This window comes from Rhodospirillales bacterium (genome assembly GCA_020638175.1).
In the GTDB taxonomy this organism is placed as follows: domain Bacteria; phylum Pseudomonadota; class Alphaproteobacteria; order Micavibrionales; family Micavibrionaceae; genus JACKJA01.
The window spans coordinates 1225296-1243707 of the sequence record JACKJA010000002.1 but is presented as its reverse complement, the minus strand read 5'-3'; the positions used below and the strand labels follow the sequence as shown (position 1 = coordinate 1243707).

Annotated in this window: 17 protein-coding genes, 2 tRNA genes and 1 pseudogene; 4 read left to right on the top strand and 16 right to left on the bottom strand. The window is 52.2% G+C overall.

The features are described from left to right. Positions 1-53: 53 nt before the first annotated feature. The 11 genes and pseudogenes from H6868_06005 to H6868_05955 all read right to left on the bottom strand — a co-directional run bounded on the left by H6868_06005 (position 54) and on the right by H6868_05955 (position 12241). Entirely contained in the window at positions 54-1154 is a 1101-nt protein-coding gene (locus tag H6868_06005) for a PilT/PilU family type 4a pilus ATPase (GenBank protein MCB9988872.1), read from the bottom strand. A 32-nt stretch (positions 1155-1186) separates the two neighbouring features. Beyond that, positions 1187-2368, bottom strand: coding sequence for a type IV pilus twitching motility protein PilT (locus H6868_06000; GenBank protein ID MCB9988871.1), 1182 nt, complete (start codon positions 2366-2368; stop codon positions 1187-1189). 104 nt (positions 2369-2472) lie between these two features. Next, a complete protein-coding gene (locus H6868_05995) occupies positions 2473-3267 on the bottom strand; it encodes a prepilin peptidase (GenBank protein ID MCB9988870.1) in 795 nt (264 codons plus the stop codon). 39 nt (positions 3268-3306) lie between these two features. Beyond that, entirely contained in the window at positions 3307-5052 is a 1746-nt protein-coding gene (locus H6868_05990) for a tetratricopeptide repeat protein (GenBank protein ID MCB9988869.1), read from the bottom strand. A gap of 119 nt (positions 5053-5171) precedes the next feature. After that, positions 5172-5882 carry an ABC transporter ATP-binding protein gene (locus H6868_05985; protein MCB9988868.1) on the bottom strand — a complete coding sequence of 237 codons (711 nt, stop codon included), beginning with the start codon at positions 5880-5882 and terminating at the stop codon, positions 5172-5174. A gap of 52 nt (positions 5883-5934) precedes the next feature. Next, positions 5935-6576, bottom strand: a complete 642-nt coding sequence (locus tag H6868_05980) for a hypothetical protein (protein ID MCB9988867.1) — start codon at positions 6574-6576, stop codon at positions 5935-5937. A gap of 3 nt (positions 6577-6579) precedes the next feature. Beyond that, positions 6580-7224: a hypothetical protein gene (locus tag H6868_05975; protein MCB9988866.1), complete on the bottom strand. Its 645-nt coding sequence runs from the start codon at positions 7222-7224 to the stop codon at positions 6580-6582. Continuing rightward, positions 7224-8852, bottom strand: coding sequence for a hypothetical protein (locus tag H6868_05970; GenBank protein ID MCB9988865.1), 1629 nt, complete (start codon positions 8850-8852; stop codon positions 7224-7226). Before H6868_05970 ends, H6868_05975 begins: the two co-directional genes overlap by 1 nt. A gap of 21 nt (positions 8853-8873) precedes the next feature. Beyond that, positions 8874-10118, bottom strand: a pseudogene (locus H6868_05965) (type II secretion system F family protein). A gap of 39 nt (positions 10119-10157) precedes the next feature. Next, positions 10158-12017: a Flp pilus assembly complex ATPase component TadA gene (gene tadA, locus H6868_05960; GenBank protein ID MCB9988864.1), complete on the bottom strand. Its 1860-nt coding sequence runs from the start codon at positions 12015-12017 to the stop codon at positions 10158-10160. A 147-nt stretch (positions 12018-12164) separates the two neighbouring features. Continuing rightward, positions 12165-12241: transfer RNA gene (locus H6868_05955), tRNA-Arg, on the bottom strand. Positions 12242-12506: 265 nt separating this feature from the next. On the opposite strand from H6868_05955, the gene H6868_05950 reads away from it, so the two are divergent. Further along, a complete protein-coding gene (locus H6868_05950) occupies positions 12507-13730 on the top strand; it encodes a hypothetical protein (protein ID MCB9988863.1) in 1224 nt (407 codons plus the stop codon). A gap of 69 nt (positions 13731-13799) precedes the next feature. On the opposite strand, the gene H6868_05945 is transcribed toward H6868_05950, so the two are convergent. Together H6868_05945 and H6868_05940 are read right to left on the bottom strand one after the other, a co-directional pair. Further along, positions 13800-14177, bottom strand: a complete 378-nt coding sequence (locus tag H6868_05945) for a hypothetical protein (protein MCB9988862.1) — start codon at positions 14175-14177, stop codon at positions 13800-13802. Next, complete coding sequence (locus H6868_05940; protein MCB9988861.1) at positions 14174-14653, bottom strand: hypothetical protein; 480 nt, start codon at positions 14651-14653, stop codon at positions 14174-14176. Before H6868_05940 ends, H6868_05945 begins: the two co-directional genes overlap by 4 nt. A 122-nt stretch (positions 14654-14775) precedes the next feature. On the opposite strand from H6868_05940, the gene H6868_05935 reads away from it, so the two are divergent. Continuing rightward, positions 14776-14852, top strand: a tRNA-Arg gene (locus tag H6868_05935). A 25-nt stretch (positions 14853-14877) separates the two neighbouring features. On the opposite strand, the gene H6868_05930 is transcribed toward H6868_05935, so the two are convergent. Genes H6868_05930 through H6868_05920 form a run of 3 tightly spaced genes read right to left on the bottom strand, consistent with a single transcriptional unit; the run spans position 14878 to position 16553 of the window. Then, positions 14878-15372, bottom strand: a complete 495-nt coding sequence (locus H6868_05930) for a hypothetical protein (protein MCB9988860.1) — start codon at positions 15370-15372, stop codon at positions 14878-14880. Positions 15373-15409: 37 nt separating this feature from the next. Beyond that, the gene (locus H6868_05925) at positions 15410-15970 is read right to left on the bottom strand and encodes a hypothetical protein (protein MCB9988859.1); all 561 of its coding nucleotides are present in this window, start codon (positions 15968-15970) and stop codon (positions 15410-15412) included. Further along, a complete protein-coding gene (locus H6868_05920) occupies positions 15957-16553 on the bottom strand; it encodes a response regulator (GenBank protein MCB9988858.1) in 597 nt (198 codons plus the stop codon). The genes H6868_05925 and H6868_05920 overlap by 14 nt, the downstream gene beginning before the upstream one ends. A 174-nt stretch (positions 16554-16727) precedes the next feature. Between H6868_05920 and H6868_05915 the strand changes: the two genes are divergently transcribed. Continuing rightward, positions 16728-17477: an electron transfer flavoprotein subunit beta/FixA family protein gene (locus H6868_05915; protein ID MCB9988857.1), complete on the top strand. Its 750-nt coding sequence runs from the start codon at positions 16728-16730 to the stop codon at positions 17475-17477. Position 17478: 1 nt separating this feature from the next. Then, positions 17479-18411: an electron transfer flavoprotein subunit alpha/FixB family protein gene (locus H6868_05910; protein MCB9988856.1), complete on the top strand. Its 933-nt coding sequence runs from the start codon at positions 17479-17481 to the stop codon at positions 18409-18411. Position 18412: the final 1 nt, after the last annotated feature.

Below are 18412 nucleotides of genomic sequence, written 5' to 3'. Positions count from 1 at the left end.
AATTCAAAGATCAAAAGAATAAAAAAGGAAAACAGAACAACTTCGGCCCTGTTTTATTCGGAAAACCGCAAACGTGACGTGTCCATCCCCTGCAATCCGCCACTGCCCTGCCCCTTATCCCCCATTTTCATCTGGCGGATTTTGATTTGCAAGTCACCGGCCTGATCGGCGTGCGATAAAGCGGTCTCCTCGGAAATAATTCCCCGGCTGTACAGATCCAGCAAAGACTGGTCAAATGTATGCATGCCCAGCTGATTGTTCTGCTCCATCACCGGCCTGATTTTGGCGATGTCGCCCTTCTGGATCAGCTCCTTGACCAAGGCCTGATTAAGCATAATTTCCGTTGCGACGTGCATTTTTGAATCAACCGTCGGCAACAAACGTTGTGAAATGATTGCCTTCAGGTTCATCGACAGGTTCAAACGGATCTGCTGGTGGTATTCTTCCGGGAACATATTCACGATCCGGTCGATAGACTGGTACGCGTTTGCCGTATGCAGGGTCGCCAGACACAAATGCCCTGTTTCAGCGGCCATAAGTGCCTGCTCCATTACTTCCCGATCACGAATCTCCCCAATCAGGATCACGTCCGGGCGCTGGCGTAAGACATTCTTCAGGGCCGTGGCATACGATTCCGTATCAACGCCGACTTCCCGCTGGGTCACAACCGATTTTTTATGCTCATGGAAATATTCGATCGGATCTTCGATCGTGACAATATGGCCTTCCGCGTGGGTATTCCGGTGGTCGATCATCGAGGCCAGAGAGGTTGACTTCCCGGATCCCGTCATCCCGGTAAACATCACCAGCCCGCGTTTTTCCATGGCAATCTTTTCCAAAAGCGGCGGGAGTTTCAGCTCCTCAAAGCTCGGTATTTTTGAGATCACACGCCGAATAACCAAGGCGGGCGCCTGCCGTTGCCGCAGAACATTCACACGGTAGCGTCCGAATTTCCCGGCATCCAAAGACGTGTTCAGTTCCATGTTGACTTCAAATTCACGTAATTGCCGATTGGTCAGGATCGAGGACAAAATGTCATTTACATCGTCCGCCGTCATGGTCGTTTCGCTCAGCGGCACGATTCCGGTGTCGGTACGCATGCTCGGCGGATAACCAACCGTCAGGTACAGGTCACTGGCCTGTGCCTCGTTCATTTTATTGAAATATTGCAGTATCAGCGGTTCGCTCAAAATGAATACCCCTCATCATTACCGCCACCGCCACTGCTGCTGCGGGAAAGCCCCGGCACACCGACAGCGCCATCCGATGCGTTATCCGCATAGTGCGTCGGCGTTCCACCGAGCGTCGCTGACACTTCATCTTCGACCTCATCGCCCTCATCGGTGGTTTTAAGCAAGGCCCGGCGGGCTTCGCTACGGCTGATAACGCCTTCTTCCAGCAACGCATCCACGGCATCTTCCATCGTCACCATGCCGTAACGCGATCCTGTCTGGATCATTGAGTAAAGCTGCGCTACCTGGTTTTCCCGGATCAGGTTTCGTACCGCGTTAGTCCCGACGAGGACTTCATAAGCCCCGACACGCCCGCCACCGACACGGCGCAAAAGGGTCTGGGCGACAACGCCCTGAAGCGAACTCGCGAGCATCGCGCGAACCATTTCTTTATCCCCCGTCGGGAACACGTCAATAATACGGTCGATCGTTTTAGCCGCAGAGTTGGAGTGCAGCGTCGCGAAAACCAAGTGCCCCGTTTCCGCGGCCGTCAGCGCAAGGGAAATCGTCTCGTAATCCCGCATCTCCCCAACCAGGATCACATCAGGATCCTCCCGCAGAGCACTTCGCAGGGCCCGCGCAAACGATTTGGTGTCCTGGCCGATTTCCCGGTGGTTCACAAGGCTTTTCTTGGACGTGTGAAAAAATTCAACAGGATCTTCGATCGTGACAATATGCCGGGCGTCATGTTCATTAATATGATTAATCATCGACGCAAGAGAAGTGGACTTACCACTACCGGTCGGACCGGTCACAAGAACAAGGCCTTTTTCAAGCTCGGCAAAGCGGCGCATGATCGCCGGCAGCTCCAGCTCCTCCATCGTCGGGATCAGGGACGGGATACTCCGGAAAACGGCTGCAGTCCCCGTCCGCGTCGTAAATGCGTTGACACGGAAACGGGCTTTTTCACCGAAGGCGATCGCGAAGTCGAGCTCCATTTCGCGTTCGAACTCGGCCCGTTGATCTTCCGTCATCACCGAGTACAGCATACTCCGGATATCATCACTCTCCAGAACGTCGGTCTTGATGCGCTTCAATTCACCATGCGTCCGGATAATCGGCTGGTTTTTTGGGCTGAGATGCAAGTCAGACGCGTTGTTCTGAATCGCAAACGCCAAAAGCTGTGTAATATCCACTGATAACCTCCACCCCCACACAGGGTATTATCTTACAGTTCTAGTTTTAACGTAAATTTACAAACGGAAGGTAAACAAATCCCTGTTTATCAAAAAAAGATACGTCATACATACGCGAATTCTATTATACCTTGAATTTCCATACCTTTCAGCAAAAAGAACAGATAAAGCGCTATTATCAAAGCCGGGCCAAACGGGAAAACCGCCGTCCCCTTGATAAATCGCCAGCCCAGCCCCCATAAAAGACCTGTTATCCCTGCAGCTATCAGGTAAAAGGGCAATGATCCGATCCCCAGCCACAAGCCAACAACGGCAAAAAACTTAACATCCCCAAGACCGACGGCTGCCCTGCCCTTTATTTTACCAATCACAAACCCGGCAGCCGCGACCACAGCCGCATACAAAGCCGCCGCGCCGATCGCCGCCGGCAGTTTTTTGAGCGCAATCGCTTCCGCCCCCTCAGGCAGCCCTGTATAGATGACAAAAATCAAGGCCAGCGCCCCGCTGAAAAAAACCAGCTGGTCCGGGAGGATATAACGGTCGATGTCGATAACCAGCAACGCCACCAAAAAAGGCAGCGCCGCCATCAATATTCCTGTTTCTACGGAAAAACCCCATACGGCGTACAGACCAAGGGACGCCGCCATGACCATGATCTCTATCACAGGGTAGCGCCAGCTGATTTCCCGGCCGCATGCCCCGCACCGTCCCCGTAGACAGACCCATGAAAAGAACGGGATGAGTTCCCACACCCTCAGCTTATGACCGCAGGCGGTGCATGACGAACGAACGGCTTTCCATGACAGATTACGAGGGATTCTCCACACCAGAGCCGTCGCAAAGCTGCCCAGGACCAGTCCCAGTAACGATATAATGATGATTTCAAAAGCTACGGGCATCAACAACAGTCACCAACCGTCCCCCGAACCTTGTTCGGCCTAGCGGCGCAGAACATGAAGACGGTCGTAAATTGTTTCCCGCGGCACAGAACGGCTGTTTCCGTACACAGCATCCAGCTCGAGGGCTTCTTCATACAACGCGATAGCCTTTTTCTTGTCGCCCATCCGTTCGGCAACAATCGCCATATTGAAAGGATGCTGGGCATTTTGAGGTTCGATGGACGCCGCCACCCCCAGAGAGCGCAGCGCTTCATCGTATTCCTGCAGGTCCGCCAGCGTCACACCGATCTGGGCGGCGATTCCCGCATTATCGGGATGATTTTCCTGTATATCCATCAGGCGGCGCAGAGCCACCGACGGATATTGCTGACGTATCAACCCCAGCATATTCACCATTGCCGGCGCATTATCCGGCTCCAGCTCCAGAAGTTCCTCATAAACACCAATGGCGCTGGCGGTCTTGCCTGTATTTTGCAAGGCCATAGCCCGCCCCATCAAAATCCGGGGATCACGCTTGTTTTTTTCGTAAAGACGATCGAACATTTCGGCCGCGGCATCATATCGCTGCAGCTTTAACGCCCGATTTGCCGAAACCAGCATTGATTCCTGATCGTTCTTGTCGTGCGTTTTGTGAGAAATCACAAATTTGGAGGCCGGCTCCTGAGACGGGTCCAGTTTACGAGGCCCAACGGGCTCGACTTTCCCCTGCGGCACATTGAGGCCCGAATCATAATACGTATCCGCTCCGCCTTTATCGTCATCGGCCAAGTCCTTTACAGAGCCTGTGTGCGCACTAACGCCTGCGACGGCCCCCGGCAGGGCGGCCTCTGTTTCGATCGGTTCCGCTTCGGACACAATCGAGGAAATCAAATCTTGATGAGCGGCTTCTTGCAGTTCGTCCATACTGGGCGTAACGCTGCTGGCGATATCATCCGATACGGTTTCCACAGCCACTTCAGGAACGCTCTCTTTTTCAGCCACATCGGAAGACGGCATAAGATCGGCGGCCATCTCCGCATCCCCTTCGCCAGCGCCCATATCTTCCATTACATCATCCATGACCGGCTCAACCGGCTCGGCCAGCAACATGTCGTCATTTTCCGGCGCGGCCAAAACATTATCCCCAGCGGCCAGATCAGCAGCTTCGCCACGCGTATCCGGTATATCTTCCAGCTCCGCGGCAGCAGGTGCGGCAACATCCGCAACATCCATCAGCATTTCAGACGGCATTTCTTCCGTGGCCGTTTCTGGCGTCGCCGCTTCATTTTGATTCACGTAGGGTTGCGGCAAATCACTCATTCCGGCGATATCCGCCGATACACCTTCACCGCCCATGCCACCATCAGACGTAGCGAACATATCGTCAGATGGCGCCTCATTCGTTGCCATTGCCGCGGGTGATCCGGGAAGAGCATTCCCGCCCGGCCCGGACGGCTGCAGAACCGCGTAACCGACCCCACCGACAACGCCTATAGCGACGACAGCCGCGACAAGCAGCCCTTTGCCCTTGCCTTTGGATTTTTTCTCCATGAAGTTGTCGATTTCTTCGTCATCGAAATCCGCATCAAGGTCATCGGAATCATCGGAAAAATCAGCTTCAAAGCTGTCCGTTACATCGGCATCATCTGCGCTCTCCGACGTCGTAAATTCAGCCGTTTCTTCAATATCCGGATCAATAACAAGCTCTGGCTCTACCACAGGCTCAACGGAAACGCTCTCCTCATCCTTTTTCTTTTCAGAATCCATAGCAGCTTCACTCTCCTCGGCTTTATGATTATCAGACATTTCCGTGCAACCTTGATCGGTTAAAAAGAACAGCACAATACAGCGTTCAACACGCTTGTAGCACCACGATCTATTTTATCGCCAATCCGCAGATTAACAAGCATTCTTTTAATGATCTTCTAATGATCCTCAATAACTTTCAGGAAAGCCTTCTCAAGGCTGCTCTCATCATAGATATCCCGCAATCCCCCGGGCGTGCCTTCATAGACAAGCTGCCCGCCATGCAGAACCCCCACGCGCGTGCAGATTTCGTCCATGTCGGCGAGAATGTGAGAACTAAGAAAGATCGTGCGTCCGGCTTGCCCGGCTTCGAGAATCACGTTCTTCACAGCAACGCGGGCCTTGGGATCAAGACCGCTCATCGGCTCATCCAGAATCAGAAACGGGCAGCCCGTCATCAAGGTCGCCAGCAAGCCGAGCTTCTGACGCATTCCCTTGGAATAGGTCTGGACACGCCGCTCTAATGCCGGCAATGCCAGCCCCAGACGGTTTGCCAAATGGTCGATATCCTCGTCGGAAATCGCCTGCCGGGAGAAAGAACAGGAAAAATGAACAAATTCGCGCCCCTTCAGGAACCAGGGCGGCTCAAATTTTTCCGGCAAATAAGCCAGCATTTCCTTGCTTTCGGCGTGGGTATGGGGTTGCCCCCCTATCTCGATCCGGCCTGCGCCGTGTTCACGCAATCCGAGAATCGCCTTAATCAGCGTCGTCTTTCCCGCGCCATTCAACCCGATAAAGCCAAATGTTTCACCCCGGCCAACAGAAAAAGACACGCCCTTTATAACCGGGGTCCGACCATAGGAAACAACGACATCATCCAGCGACAACATCGGCGCCGTTTCATCATTTCGGGGTAAAAGAGAATTTGTTGTCATTAGCCCATCAAGACGGTTGGCCCGGCAGGAAAATACGGCTGTCGAGGTTAAAGCGCTGATGCGGGCGGATACGTATCGGATAAATCAGGTTCGTATAGCCATCAAACCATTTCAATTCGACATATTCCTTGCGCACATGAATATCAATCACCTCTTTGGGAATCGCTTTGGGTGTCAAACGCTGGCCATTCAGCCAGACAACCCAGTCATTAGACGAAACATAAACAATCCCGCCCAATGAAAGCTCGCGTATCCCCTTGGGGCGCTCACTCTGGGGAAGCAAATCCATATCAGCCTGCCGATCAAGTTCGCCCTGAGTGGCGTCCCGGGAAACGAAACCGCGCTTGGCTTCCTGCAGCAAGGTATGTTGCCACAGTGTGAAAAACATGGTCCCGATGTCGTTGGGATTAACCTCCGGCTCATGCACAGCTGCCTTGCTCTTGTACATGGCGTCCAGATCGGAAAACGCACTGGCGCCCCCATCGGCGGGAAATGACGTGTCAATCATCGCTGCCGGGGCTTGAGTCTGCACACCAGCACCATCCTGAGCCCAGACATTTCCCAGAGACAGCCCGTAAAAAACAACGCCGCACAACGCAACCCTAAAAGCCCCGACCAACATATTCAAAGCTATACCTTGCTTTCTCATAGTCTACACGCTCCCTTCGGCAGCCGCAGCCGTTTCGTCTTTTGGCGCCAGCGTTTTCCATGAGAATACAACCTTGGCCGTCACAAGGACCAAGGGCGAGCCATTCCCAATCCGCCGTAAAGATGCCTCATTAATATCCATAGCCCGGTCAATTTTCAGGGACTTAACAGAGACATGTCCGGGAAAAGCATTCTCAACCCAAAAAATGAAATTGTATATATCCGCATCATCGACGGCTTCAAGATCAACGGTGATCACGCTATCCAGCATAACGAAACCGGCCTTCTTCAGATCTTCGCTCTCCGTCACCTGCGCCGCGTCAATTTTATAGTCAACCTTCAGGATATGGGATTTCTTTTGCAGGTCATCCATTCCCCGTTTAATCCAAGCCCGACTTTGCGTGCTAAAAAACCCGGCGGCGCGCAGTTTATTATAACGATCCTGGATATCCTTGATTTCGTCAAATTGCGTCCGCATCATATCGGTGTCGGCCTGCATCGTGCCGACCTGCGCGCGCAAAGCCCGCGATTCACGCTCCATTTTTTCGCCCTGAGGCATGAAATAAACATATACGCCCGCCGCCAGCGCCGCATTCACGGCCACCAGAATAACGATCAGAAGTAAACGCTGTATCCCTACGACATTCATTACTCGGCCACTCCCCTGATCTGTATTTCGGCTACGTAATCTTCCTTGGCAATATCTTCGGCCTTAACCCCCGCCGATCCGGAAAACTGAGCGCTATAATCAAGGCCAATCAGGTTACGCTCAACGACCACTTCATAAGCCGGAAGCTTTTCCTGCAACCTGTCTCTTAGTTCATTGACTTCCTCGACCCCTTTTTCCGGGTCGATCATCCGCGGGAAACTGAGCTTCAAAGAGGCTTCAAATGCCTGCTTCCCGTCAGCGCCGCCCGTTTGACCACGGACACGAGAATCAACAAATTCCATCACATTTGTTTTGGGGGGAACGGCCTTTATCAGGAAAGAATCCAACCGCAGCTCCGGCCCCAAGGCCTGAACGACACCTTTTATAACAGGCAAAACCTTTATGCGCTGTGCTTCGAACGAGTCATAAGCCTCGACCGTTCCGCGAATAAGCTCGACGTCCACGCCCAGATCCGCCATCCGTTTCTTTTCAGCATTATAATCCTGTTCGGCCTGCACCAGCTTTTCTCTTTGAGAACGAATTTCCTGACGGGCGGATAGAACGCTCCCGGAATAGTTCCACAGTTGCCAGCCCAGATAACAGGCCCCTCCCAGCAACAACAAGGAAAGGAGCATCGCACCCTGACGCGCCTTATGAACCCTTTCAAGGTCCGGCGAAAACAAGGGCATGATAAAGCGGTTTTTACGTCCCGCCCATGCGACATGGAGTGGATCGGCATACCGTACGCTTGCCTGTGTTCCTATCTTCATCCCCAGAATGGATGCGGCCTGCGTTACCGTATAGGAGCGGAACTGACAAGGAATATCTATTTTTTCCTCCAGCAGTTCGCCGGCCTGAGGATGGGAAACGACAATAACGTCCGTGCTGTCATTCGACGAGAATCCGAAACGCGATAGATAGCTAACGGTCGCCTTGAATTCCTGAAATACTTCCTGCGCCCATTGTTCGTGATCCGTGTCGGTATCAATCACCGGTGTCATCCGGGTCATGGCCAACTGGCCATCACGAATAATAACCTGACGCAAAGCCCCGTTCTGGTGTTGCCCGATAAAGATCGTCCACGTAGACGGCGGCCGTTTTTTCTCCGCCACTTTTTCGGACAGGCTTTTGACCATATCCGAGGCTTCCACAGGCAACATGTAAAGGCCCGCGATAGACGCCAGCGATTCCCGCACCGCTTTCATCGTTTTGGCAATCGGTGCCGAAAGCGGGACCGCCGCAAAAAGATACAAATTCTTATAGGCTGAAGCCCCGCCCGGAGCCTTGCTTGAACGCGGCGGTTTCATGGGCAGGGCCGCCCGGATTGGATAGTTCGGGAAAGCTACCTGCAATTTACGGCGTAAAACATTTTGCTTGTCGAGGACGCCGACCTTGGGCAGCTTCTGGCCGCCCTTGAAGTGCTGGTCGGTCATATCATTCAAGATAAGAACAGGTTTGCCCTTGCATTCCTTACGAATGATATCGGCGACGGCACTCTCGACCCCCTCCGTATCCCACGACACCGTGTCGACAAGCTTTACCGTGCGCGCCGTCACATCATAAATGGAAAGAACCTCATCGCTTACAAGCAGTACGCAGCGTGAAGGTGATAATATAGATAGAGACATAGCCCGATAGCGCCCTGTGTATTAAAAGTCCATAGTTTCAAAACTTGAGTAGATCGGCCCGAACACCGCCACCGCAATCCATAATATCATAACACCAAGGACAAGGGTAAGGAAAGGCTCAATCATGGCAATAAGAGCCTGAATCGCTTCATCGACGTCATTAGTATAGAATTCAGCCACCTGATCGAGCACCGCAGTAAGGTTACCGGACTCTTCCCCGACCTTCAGCATCCGCACGACCATGCTGGGGAACTTCGCCCGTTTCATTGAACGCCTCCGACAAGGGTGATCCTGCCTGAACCTGGTCATATACAACTTCCAACGCCTCCGCCAGCGCCAGATTGGATACAGTTTCCCGCGAAGATTCCAGACTATGCAGCACATCGATACCACTGGCAAACAGCGCCCCAAAAGTCTGGGCGAAGCGGGCAATGTTGATCTTCCGAATCAACGGGCCGAAAATCGGCATATTCAGCGCCCAAAGGTCAAAGCGATATGCAATTTCATCCGATACGCCGGAGAAACATCAGAATCGCAAACAAAATAACCGTCGAAAACAGGCGCCCCCCGCGACGGGGACGCCCGCAATAGTAAATCGGTGATGAAATCAGAATTTCGAAGTCGCCATCAGCGCCGTTGTATAGATAGGGACTTCCTGATCGATATTTCGATAAACCCAACGATCTGGGGCACAACATACGACATCATAATCACGACGGTCGCCAACACGGCAATCAGCAGGATTGTCGGGTAACGTGTCGCCTTGCGAACCTTGACCTGCATGGCATCCACCCATTTCAGGTATTTAATCAGCTGGCGATAGGACGCTGTCAGATCACCGGTTTCCTCACCGGAAGCGATAAGAGAGATATACAGATTGGTGAAGACTTTCGGGTGCAGCGCCATAGCCTCGGACAAAGAGCTCCCGTCAGACACGTCCCGATAAATTTCGGACATGATATCGCGCAACTGGTCATGCTCGGTCGTATCGCGGATATCCCCCAGCGCTGACAGAAGCGGCACACCGGCGCTCTGCATCTGCTCCATATGCAGGAACAGCTGGATCAGGTCACGGACTTTCACTTTCTTTTGCAGGAAGGTCAGGGAATCGAACATTCCCTTACGGCGATCAAGCGGCGAGCACTGAACCAGCTCCAGCCCGGCTGTCTGCAACTGGTTGTGCAGATCAACCTCGTTCGCAGCAGCAATCACACCGCGAACGGGCCGGCCTTTTAAGTTAATCGCTCTGTATTTAAAACGCTCTATGACCGATCCTCCGGCAACAACGTGAAAAGCAGTTAAAGATTATTTATTGACGTCAACGACTCTGGCGAGGGCTTCAAGGGTGGTTACCCCTTCAAGTATCTTTAGAATGCCATCATCCTTCATACTTTTGAAGCCTTTTTGTACAGCCGTCGTCTTTAAATCTGCTTTTGACCCCCCGTTGGCGATCACTTCATCAAGCTCTTCATCGAAGCTCAGAATTTCCACCACAGCCGTCCGGCCTTTGTAGCCCTGCCCTGCGCAGGACTGGCAGCCGCCCTGACGCGCCTTATGAATCTCCGGTGGGTCATTGGCATCAACGCCTAAAATCTTGCACTCCTCCGCATCCGGGCGATACGGTACACGGCAATCCGGACAGACCCGGCGCACGAGACGCTGCGCGAATACAGCAATAATCGCCCCGGCAATCATGCCCGGCTTCAGGTTCAGGTCAAGAAGACGCGGGATCGCACCGAAAGAATCGTTCGTATGCAGGGTCGTATAAACCTGGTGCCCTGTCATCGCAGCTTTCAGGGCCATGTTCGCAGTTTCCCCATCACGGATTTCACCGATAAAGATAATGTCGGGATCCTGCCGCAAAAGCGCTTTAATTCCGTCTGCGAATTCAAGCACCCCTTCACGGACATGCGTCTGGCGAATCATCGGCAAGGTATACTCCACGGGGTCTTCGAGAGTCTGGATATTGACCTCGACGTCATTAATCTCGTTAATCATGGAATAGAGCGAGGTCGTTTTACCGCTACCGGTCGGGCCGGTCACGATGATGATCCCTTCCGGGCGGCTCTGTGCTTTACGAATCAAACCCAGATTATGCTCGCTAAAGCCGAGTTTTTCCATCGGCATAATACTCTGGCTCTGGTCCAGAACACGCAGGACGATATTTTCGCCGTTGACCGTTGGTAGCGACGACACCCGGAAATCAGCCATACGGCCCCCGACATTCATATGAAAGCGGCCATCCTGCGGCGTTAGCTTATCGGCGATATTCATATTAGAAATAATTTTCAGGCGCTGCGAAATGGCGCTCCAGTGCTGCTTGTGCAGGGTCTGTGCCGTGAACAACACACCGTCCTTACGATACCGCAGACGAACAAAATTTTCTTCCGGCTCAAAGTGAAGGTCGGATGCGCCGGTTTTAACGGCTTCAAACACCAGCGCGTTCACCAGACGCACAACCGGGTGGGTATAGGCATCCTCTTCCGACAATCCGGCCAGATCCGGCGCTTTCCCTTCTTCCAGCTCCTTCAGGATGTCATTGACGTTGCTGGCATAGCCGTAAGCCGCATCAATGGCTTCCGACAAAATACTCGGAGTCGTCACCAGCTGTTTGATTGTCAAGTTGCGGGGGATAAACTGGCGCAGCTTATCCATTGCCAAGACGTCATAAGGATCCGACATAACTACGACGGCTTCCTTGTCCGAAATAGAGACCGGCAAGATATGATATTTAAGAGCCACCGTTTTTTCGATTAAATCCAGCGCCTTGCTGTCCAGAATTGTGTTTTTGGGATCAAAGATGCCAAACCCGGAACTTTCGGATAAAAACGCCGTCAGCGTTTCCTGGGTAATGAACCCCAAATCGACGAGCACCTCGCCCAGCAGTTTTCCGCTGACCTTTTTTTCCTGCAGCGCAACATTCAGCTGTGACTCACTAATGAGTCCTTTTTCAACCAGACGGTCCCCGATCCGGCCGCTGCCATCCCCATGGCCACGCGGCCCTTCGCCGTGCGCCTGCTGAATATCCCCGCGCCCAAAGGAAATGATATCCTTCGCATTCGACGACTTCGTTTCAGCATCATTTTCCTCAGCACGGGCCTGCCCATCTTCCTGTGATGAAGGGGACAATACGTTGCCTTCAATAGTGTTTGGCCGTTTTTCCATTCGAATTGACAATCTGTTTTCTTGTGTATCCCGATTATTATAGAAGACTCTTGAACATGAGCCTATGACATTAGTTTTATAATAAAAACCTAAAAAAAGTGATAATACGTTATGAAAACATTACATTGTCGGAAAGACATTGGGGAATGGCGCGCCCGAAGAGATTCGAACTCCTAACCTCCTGATCCGTAGTCAGGTGCTCTATCCAATTGAGCTACGGGCGCCTGAAGAGGGCCGGAAACGGCCATATCTCTTATCAGAGGGCGGCACATTACGCGAAGGCTTTTTTAAATGCAAGTGTAAATAAAATCGATTTTCCTGTTTCTGTGCATTTTTCTATAATTTTTTCAGAGTTTTCCTTGACTCAATCCGGCGATTCAGGCGAAGTGTAACAAGGATTCTTTTGGTAAAGGGGTTCGTCATTATTGAATATGGCGACTTTCACGAAAATCGAAAACGAATATATAACTAACGACAGATAACAATATTATGAAGGTGAATATGCGCTTTGTCCTGCCTGCAGGCCTGCAAAAAGGTTTAACCCTGACAACGTTGCTTCTTATATCGGCGTCAGGTCTCGCAGCCCCGGCTTCGGCCCGCGCGGTTGAAAATGCGCCGGCGTTGATGATTATAGACGAGCCTCTGCCGCAAAATCTGAAAAGCCAGCTGTACCGTAAGCCTTTCCGTGCACCGGACGTTCAGCCTGCCGAGATTTCAGGTGAGTCATACTTTCAGAAAACCGACACGGTTGTCGGGCGCAAACTCGGCGAGTTGCGCGGCGAACTGTTTGCCTTGCAAGGCCGCGTATCGGAATTGTCCCAATCTCTGGCTGAACTGGAAACAAACGGTCAGCAGCATGCGGCTACCTATTATGCCAGCATCGCCACGATCAACACCCAGCTGCAGGTTGGCACAACACCGGGCAATCCCCGCCTTGTCGATCGCCTGAAAAAAGCCCAGGGCAGCCTTGAAATGCTATCCGGGAACATCACCAGACTGAATGATCTGGCCACAGAAATTTCGGGGACGGCTTCCCTCGCCGGTTATATGCTAGAGACGGCCCGTTCGACCTATGCCCTTTCCGGCGCGGTCGAAGAAGACCATGTGCAGCTCGCACAGCTGGAAGATGCCATCAACAACACGGTTGTTATGATCGACCGCCTTTTGAACAACATTAATGACGACATCACACGCACGACGGCGTATCTGGGCAGCGAGCGTTCCAATTTACGCACGATTTCAATGGCTGTCCGCACAGGTGATCTGATGGGTAAAAGCCTGTCGAACCGTCCTTTTTCAGGTGTCCAGCAAGCAAGCTTTTCGCCACAAGAAGCTGAAACTGATTACATGATGGATGCGCCGTCTGCCGGTGTTCAACCCGCAGCTGTTGCGCCGCAAAGCGGGCTGACGGCTCCACGGCCGCTGGTGAAAATCAGATTTGACCGCCCGGATGTTTCTTATGAACAGCCCGTTTATATGGCTGTCAACGAAGCCCTGAAGCGTTATCCTTATGCCCGGTTTGAGCTGGTTGCCGTTCACCCCAGCGAGGGTAATGCCGCCAAACAGGCTATCGAGGGCACCCGCGCCCGCCGTAATGCCGAGCGCGTTTTGCGGACGCTGACGGAGATGGGGATGGATCTTGACCGGATTGACCTGTCCTATGCGCCAAGCCCGCAAGCCTCCACCAGCGAAGTCCACCTTTATATTCGCTAACGGAAAAACGTTCTCTAGTTTTTATAATGATGACGTAGGCGATGATGCGACGGTCACTTGTCTGCGCAATTAGTCTATGTTGTTAAAAACCCGCGGCGGAATGGGGAGATGTCTATAATCTTCGCGCGTTTGTCCGTACTTGTATTTTACTTTGCTTTTTTGTTCATCCGCCGTATCACCGGTCAACCCCATATCAACGGCACTATTAAGCTCGTCACCCAGAATCCCGACGGCGCCCTCCACGCTTTTATTTGCGACCACAGCCCCCGCTTCGCCCGCAGTTTGATCCCGGTACAAATCATCGTTCGAAATTGCGGAAACAGCCAGTGTCGATGCCACGTTTTGCATCTGGTCCTGTGCCAGAGCGGCTGGGCCGACAAAAGTCGCCGCCCCCATTGATGCCCAAAAAGCCCATTGTCTAAAACCGCAGGATTTTTGTTTTATCATGGGGCACCCTTGTATATCCGGATTGGCTTTGAACGTTTGCTGTCATCCCGGTTGGGTGACACATAAACAGGACGCGGCTTTTCATTTTTCTGAACGGCAGGCGCAGTCGCTGTACCAGACACAACGCCGTCCGTCTCTATCACAGCTTCAGATGGCGTAGACGGTGCCGCTACAGAAGGCGCATTCTCAAGATATCGGGCGGAAAGCCCCTGTTTCGTGAGCTGGTAAGCAATCCCTTTTCGGGTCATACATCCGCGCATACTGGATTCCAACTCATCCGTCCAAATACTCATATCCAGCACATCAGGGTTATTGCGCATATATTCACTCTGACATTCGGAGAATTTCGCATCAAATTCTGCCTGATCGACGTGAATATCATTTACCCCGCCGGGCGGAGTTTGGGCGAATGCCGCATGACCGAGCAAAGAAATGCCCAGACAAAAAACAGCTAATGCATGGCGGCGAATAAACATGACGCTCTCTCCTAACGTCTTATGTTAGCACGCTCTCTGGATAACTGACAAACGCCTAATATCATTTCAAGCCTTGCGTCCCCCTCATATAATCCGCTATCTAGACATGAGCCACGACAGACGTCCCCGTAGCTCAGCAGGATAGAGCGCAGGATTCCTAATCCTGAGGCCGTGGGTTCAAATCCCGCCGGGGACGCCACAGCCACAAAAGACCTGTTTTTTTCTTATTTCTTTCTATCGATATAACGCTGGCAAACGCTGGCAAACTCTTTAGCCAATGCCTGACCCGCCGGACCACCATCGCCGCTCATTTTCTGGTGGATCACAACCATCACCGCTTTTTGAAGGTTGTCGGCAATGTCGATAATGTCATTATCGACCTTTTTGACCGTATCCATAAACATCAAGACGGTTCCGGTCAGAGAGCTAATCACCGGATAATTAAACGTCCCGGCATTTGCCTTGAGGTTCATGATAGGCTGCGTAATCAGATCCGCCAACTCGGGACCAGAGAGCTTGCCATCACGTGCATCTTGAACAATGCGGCGTAATTCAGCCAAATACGGTTTGGCAATCGGTTCAAAATCGACTTTATTGTTTTCGATAACGTCCTGAGCCTGACCAATCGCTTTTTTGTCAACTTCTCCCGTTCCAACCCGGGATTGCAATTCACGGGAGGCCGGAATCCTTGTCACCTTCTTTTTAGGGGTGTCATCCATAGCAATTACCCTTTCGTTTCTATTGCTGCCGTCTTCCTTAACTGTATTTTTCAATAGCCTGCGCCACAATTTTCTTTAGCTCTTCGGCTTTAGGGCCACCGTGATCTTTGATGTTTTCATGGTACACCACCCACATCACGTCCAGATGGGCTCGCACTATGATATGGTGGGCCTTTTTAGACATGTCGATTTTTGAAGCAAAAGAGCGAAGAGAATAGCCAAAATGTTGCATTAACTCATAACCAAATGTCGCCGCCAAATCTTTCACGTGATTCGCGTAATGGTAAAGCTCTTCGATAACCGACGATGTTTCCTCCGGCGGCAGGGAAAGAGCTTCCTTCCATGCACGCTCCAGATTTTTCAAGACATCCTCAACCTCGATTGTATAGGCCGCCTCTTTGCGCTGGATAACGGTTTCCGCACGATTTACAGCCCGCGGATCCAAGAACCCCGGCCCCGCATATAAAGAAGAGGCTCCCGCTTTCAGCTTCAGCCGGTTGGCACGGTGAAGTATCTCAACCTGCTGACCTTCATCAGCGCGCTCTTCTTCTGGCTGATTGTCCTGCGTCCCCTCATTTTCAAAATCAGATTCGCTCATGACTCTCCTTAATTTCCTCCGGTTTCATCTTGCGTTTATCTTCCCCATCGAAAGGTTCAACTTTACGGCGGCGATCCGGTCCAAAAAAGTCCGGCGCTTTAATAAAAGGCCGCGGATGGTCAATCATATGCAGCAAGCGACTTGCCAGCTTCTTGGCCGATACAGGCTTAACCAACACTTCGTTCGCACCATGATCGCGCCCTATTTCCACGACTTCTTCGCTGGTATAGGCACTGCACAGAATAACCGGAATAAATTTTACGGTATCCTTTTTATGACCCCGGATCCAATCCAGCAAATCCGTGCCATCCCCATCGGGCATCAACCAGTCGGTGACGATCATATCGATATGGTTGCGCGAACCGGGGTCTGTGTTCAACATCACGAGCATTTCTTTGGCTTCGGAACCGCTATTGGCCATAACGATATTCCCGACGCCGAATTCGCGAAGCATCGTGGCAATCAGATCCGCCATAAAGGGGTAATCTTCAACAATCAGGATGCGGAAGTTGCTAAGACTATAAGCGTCATTTTGTTTCGGCTTGCCATGTACGCCGGCATTTGGCTGAGCGGGATTATTCATGCGTCCTGTTTTATATTATATTTTTCTAAACTACGTGTTTCCATGATAGCGTCGAACCGTTTAGGAAACTATTAAAATTTTGCACAGCTTCCCCTTGCCGGAATCGACCAGTTCGGGCTATCATACCGTTTCAAGTACTATGAAACCATCCCAAAAATAACCTTGGTCATATCCATGAAAATTCTTGTTCCCGTCAAACGCGTTATTGATGCCTACGTTACGATTCGGGTTAAATCCGATAATAGCGGCGTTGAAACGCAAAATGTCAAAATGTCGATGAACCCGTTCTGCGAGATTGCCGTAGAAGAAGCCGTGCGCCTGAAAGAAGCCGGTAAAGCGACCGAGGTCATCGCTGTAACCGCCGGCATTGATAAATGTCAGGAAACGCTGCGCACCGCTCTGGCCATGGGGGCCGACCGCGCTATACATATCCTGACGGATGAAACACTGGAGCCGCTGGCTGTTGCCAAGCTGCTCAAAGCTATAGCCGCGCAGGAGACGCCCGACTTGATCCTTATGGGGAAACAGGCGATTGACGACGACAACAACCAGACGGGTCAAATGCTGGCGGGTCTGCTCGGCTGGGCCCAAGGCACGTTTGCCTCAAAAATCGACATTGATGGTGGCAAGGCCGTCGTTACACGGGAAATTGACGGTGGCCTGGAAACGTTGTCTATGGCCCTGCCCGCGGTCATTACAGTTGACCTGCGGCTGAACGAACCACGTTATGCGTCGCTGCCGAACATCATGAAGGCCAAGCAAAAGCCTCTGGATACAAAAACCCCGGATGAGCTGGGTGTCGATATAGCTCCGCGCACGCAAATCCTGAAAATCAGCGAACCGCCGAAACGGCAAGCCGGGATCAAGGTGGAGTCCGTGGCGGCGCTGGTTGATAAACTGAAAAACGAAGCAAAGGTGATCTGATATGCCCGTTCTCGTCATTGCCGAACATAACAACAACGCTCTTAATCCCAACGTTTACAACACGGTCACCGCCGCGCGGCAGATTGATCCTGACGTGCATGTCCTTCTTGCCGGTCATCAGTGTCAGGGCGCGCTGGGCCAAGCCTCAGCTATTCACGGTATCAAGAGTGTCTTGCATGCCGATGATGCCGCGTACGCTCATCCGCTGGCGGAAAACTTTGCAGCCCTGATTGTAAAGCTTGCGGATGGTTACAGTCATATCATCGCCCCGGCGTCATTTTTTGGTAAAAATATAATGCCTCGTGTCGCAGCACTTCTGGATGTCCAGCAAATATCCGACATTACGGGCATCGAATCCTCCGACACATTCGTTCGCCCGATTTATGCCGGAAATGCTTTTGCGGCGGTTAAAAGCAACGATAAAAAAGTTGTTCTGACGGTGCGCCCGACGGCCTTTGATCCAGCTAAATCCGAAGGTGGAAACGCCCCGGTCGAAAATATCGACAGTGCCGGCGATACTGGCCTGACAACCTTTACCGGGCAAGAGCTCACCAAAAGCGAACGCCCGGACCTGGCGACCGCCAAGATCATTATTTCCGGAGGCCGCGGCATGGGCAGCAACGAGAATTTCCACAAATTGCTGGAACCTGTCGCCGACAAGCTCGGCGCCGCCATCGGCGCTTCGCGGGCGGCGGTGGATGCCGGGTACTGCCCGAACGACATGCAAGTCGGGCAGACGGGGAAAATCGTCGCGCCGCAGCTTTATATTGCCGTTGGAATTTCCGGAGCTATCCAGCATCTTGCCGGGATGAAAGAATCAAAGGTTATCGTGGCCATCAACAAAGACGAAGAAGCGCCTATCTTTCAGGTGGCCGACTACGGACTGGTGGCGGATTTGTTTGATGTCTTGCCGGAGCTAACCGAGGCTCTCTAGC